2 protein-coding genes are annotated in these 3,754 nt (G+C 48.7%); one reads left to right on the top strand and one right to left on the bottom strand.

The genetic code is table 11. The features are described from left to right. Positions 1-1,178 precede the first annotated feature (1,178 nt). Positions 1,179-2,525: an orc1/cdc6 family replication initiation protein gene (locus RBH26_RS21170; RefSeq protein ID WP_306760351.1), complete on the top strand. Its 1,347-nt coding sequence runs from the start codon at positions 1,179-1,181 to the stop codon at positions 2,523-2,525. Positions 2,526-3,263: 738 nt separating this feature from the next. Here RBH26_RS21170 and RBH26_RS21165 read toward each other — a convergent pair. After that, positions 3,264-3,575, bottom strand: coding sequence for a hypothetical protein (locus RBH26_RS21165; protein ID WP_306760350.1), 312 nt, complete (start codon positions 3,573-3,575; stop codon positions 3,264-3,266). Between the last annotated feature and the right edge of the window lie 179 nt (positions 3,576-3,754).

Raw genomic sequence — 3,754 nt, 5'->3', positions numbered from 1 at the left:
TATAGATCGTTCGAAAACAGGGATAATTTGCCATCCGGGCCGGGTCGATTGCCTATAGCGGATGCGATGTATTCTCGGACAGTCTTGGAAATTCGAGGACGATTGGAGACAGACGATAACGGCAGCTACTACAGTAGTGATCCATTAGTGCACACCCGCTGCCGAACAGTATCGCAACTGGTGTGTGAAACTAGAGGTACCGATCGGCTAGTTCTATCAACATCCCTTTTTGTCTTGTAGGTGTGGGAAAGATAAAACTACAGTGGTGTGAATGAATATCAGTAGTGAAACAGCAGACACCCTCCCCCCGTGTGCGAAATGAATTTGCTTTGGAGGAAGGTGGGTTGGGCAGCTAGAGTGTAAGAAGGTATCGAGAAATCACCGCTCGTAGCGGTTAAGAAGGCGGTATATAGTGGATACGACGATATCATACGGTTCGTTGAGACATAACGCATAAATATATTTATTATATATTAATTATGTGTTGTTGAACCCAGTGCGGTTACTGTTTCTGGTCGATATACAAAAAGCTTTCCGTATTATAGATAAAAACGTGAACTGGCTATAGAACCGTTCTTCGATGCGTAAACAGACGTATTAGCCGTATAGTTGATGAACTCGGTACTTTCCCCCTTCCATCCCTTATCCGGATTTCATTTCGCACACGGGGGGAGGGTGTCCATGTTGGTTAGTAACACACTCGTCTGACAATAGTCGCCGTTTGACTGTTCTTGAATTAGTCTCCAGTAGCTATTGGACGTCACTGAACACCCAATCACATGACCATCGTTCGATCAGCGTGTGAATTGTTTCAGTTGTTCCTATAGTCAACAATCCTCTTTCCCCTCATTCTATTTCGGATTCCAGACCTTGTCGGCTTTCTTCTCCATCTCGAGAACCGAAATCGGTCCTGGTATACCAGAACTCCGAACCTGTAAGCCCTCAAGTTGTCCAGTCCGGCGTCAACATCATCACAGAGGCGAATCCAACAGCGTCAAAAATTCATTTCGCACACGGGGTGTCTATCTGCGAGTCGGTCGATTATTTGACTTTGCCCACGGTACGAGCTTCTTTTCTATTCTTCGGCTATACAAACTCTCTATCCCGAGAAAAGCGCGTATTTGATCTCGCACACGGTATCCCACATCTATTTATGAGATGGGCTATTCTCCGATACTATGGCTGATGGCTCCGACCAACAGTCTCTCTCTCAATCTATCAAGGGTCGACTCCAGGAGGGCGTTCAAAACTCCGTGTTCCGAGACAAAGGGCTGCTCGATCCCGATACCGTCATCGATGAGGACAGAATCGTCGGTCGTGATCAACAGTTAGACGATATTATCACGTATCTTCGTCCGATACTACAGGGGAATCGACCTCCCAATATGTTGCTCTACGGGCCGTCCGGAACCGGCAAATCGCTGATTATTAACGCCGTCTGTGAGCAGGTCTCCGATCTCGCAACTGGCCAGGACATTCAGTTCGGTGTCGTCCAAGTCAACTGCCAGACCATCAAGTCTCACGATCGTGCCGTCTTCCGACTCGTCGAAAACGCAGCCGCTGAAGCCGGTGTCGACGCTGGTATTCCCGAAAGCGGAATTTCTACCGATCAGAAGCTGCGTCGGTTCTACGAACTGCTAAACGAGTACTTCGATTCGGTCATCATCATCCTCGACGAGGTTGACCTTCTCGTCGGTCGTCAACGCGATCCCAACGACGAACCGGCATACTCCAAATTGCTTTACCAACTCTCTCGAGCGTCTCAGCTCGGACGCATCGAAGGCGATATTTCGGTTGCTGCACTGACGAACGACCCCCGATTCATGGAGAATCTCGATGGTCGTGCGGAAAGCTCGTTCAATCCACAGGACGTCGTTTTCCCGGATTACGATGCGAATCAACTCCAGGCGATTCTTGATCGCAGACACGACGCCTATCGTGAGGGCGTCCTCGAGGACGGAATCATTCCGCTCAGTTCGGCGTTTGCGGCACAGGACCACGGTGACGCCCGAAAAGCGATCGATCTCTTTCGAAAGGCCGGCGAACTCGCCGACCGTCGAGGTGAAGCGACAGTTCGTGAAGAACACGTTCGTGATGCCCAGAAAGAAGCCGAACGTGACCGAACACTCACACAGATGCAAGGCCTCTCGACCCAAAAGAAACTCTCCCTCTACGCGACTGCTATCGTTCCCGTCTACTCCCGTCGGAATCTCAGTGCCGTTCCCAGTACCGTGGCCTATCGCGTCTACCAGTACATCGCAGATCTCCTGGACACGGACAAGAAGTCGCGCGATTCGTATCTCCGGTATATGACCGAGGCAGAGACGTACAATTTCGTTACTTCGGAGAAACGAGGTCGAGGATACGGCAGCGGCGTGCACAAGGAATACACCTTCGTAGACGATCCGGAAGTCGTCGCGGAAACGTTACAGGAGGATATTCGTCTCGAGGAAATCGAGGACAATGAGGAGCTCATCGAGTCCGTAGTCAATGCCCAAATCGACGATTTCTTCGAAGGTCAGTAACCGCTGTCGACGCTGAGCTACTGATATTTCATTTCGCACACGGGGTGCATATCATATCCCGTGAATATACAATCGATCGAATGCGGTTGTTCGGTAATCGTTTTCCTTCACCTGTGTACAGAGATTCATCTTGCACACGGGGCACCTGGTCGAGTTCCCGCGTTAATTCATTTCGCACACGGGGTTCGACACAGTAGTGAGGAAATCATCTTGCACACGGGGTCCCGGTTCGGTCAAATATCGAATTCATTTCGCACACGGGGTGTGAACTGGAGTTTGTTCTAACTGAAACATAGTCATTCAAACGTATCTGATTAGCGGTGTCTGTCTGTATTTATTATATATATTTTACTTATTATAGTCTCCTTGACTTCAATCACTATTGTTCTATGCGCATGCGTATATCCGATTTAGACTTCATGTGTGAAAGCCCTGTGTCAACTGATTTCCGTTGTGGGTGGGTCCCGTAGTGTATGTCTGCTATTAGATACTCAGGATCGGTCTGTGCGTTGCACCTGCTGTGGATTGTGCGAGTGTATTCTTCTCTTGTTTGTCCTCAACTTGAACCGTGATGCCCGAGTTGTTGTAGTTACTTGACTCAACTCAGTTTTCATAGCCGAATAGGCAGACACCACGACCTCTTTGAGCGCTTTTCTATCCGTCCGTATCGATTCTGTACATTTCATAGCCGACGTGGCTCTCAGGTGAGCAATCGTTGGAAAGTATCCTTCTATTTGGCTACGATGCAGGATTGGAGGTGGCAAATAGTTGATTACGAAAATCCTCGATCAGTTCAAGTGCAACCTCTGTTTCCGTGCCGGCATCCTGCTCACTGTTCGTCGGAAGATCGTAGACGGTAATTTCCGCACACTCGAGTTCAGTAAGGTTTCCCTTTTGACTCTCAAGGTTCAGTATTGCCCCAGCGAAAATAACGATCGCACGCCGTTCGTTGACGTCCAAAAATTGGATCTCGAGACGGTCTAGGACCGAGGTAACGTCGATCGAGGACGGAAACGTACATCGCTGAGAGATGTCGACAGCTTCACTCATTATTCTCAAATTCAGGACGCAAACTAATAGTATCTTCCCTCACTACAAAAGTCGTTTAGGATGCCCTCTAACAGTAGTATTGACGCCCATAGACCTGTGCAATTGTGGTTCTCTTTGCTTAGAGTGGCTGTTACTATCTACCTTTGAACTATTGGTTCGAAGGACTTAAGTAGTACCCA

The organism is Natronolimnohabitans sp. A-GB9, from assembly GCF_030848565.1.
Lineage (GTDB): Archaea > Halobacteriota > Halobacteria > Halobacteriales > Natrialbaceae > Natronolimnohabitans.
The sequence above is the reverse complement of the archived record's forward strand: the minus strand, read 5'-3'. Positions and strand labels throughout refer to the sequence as shown.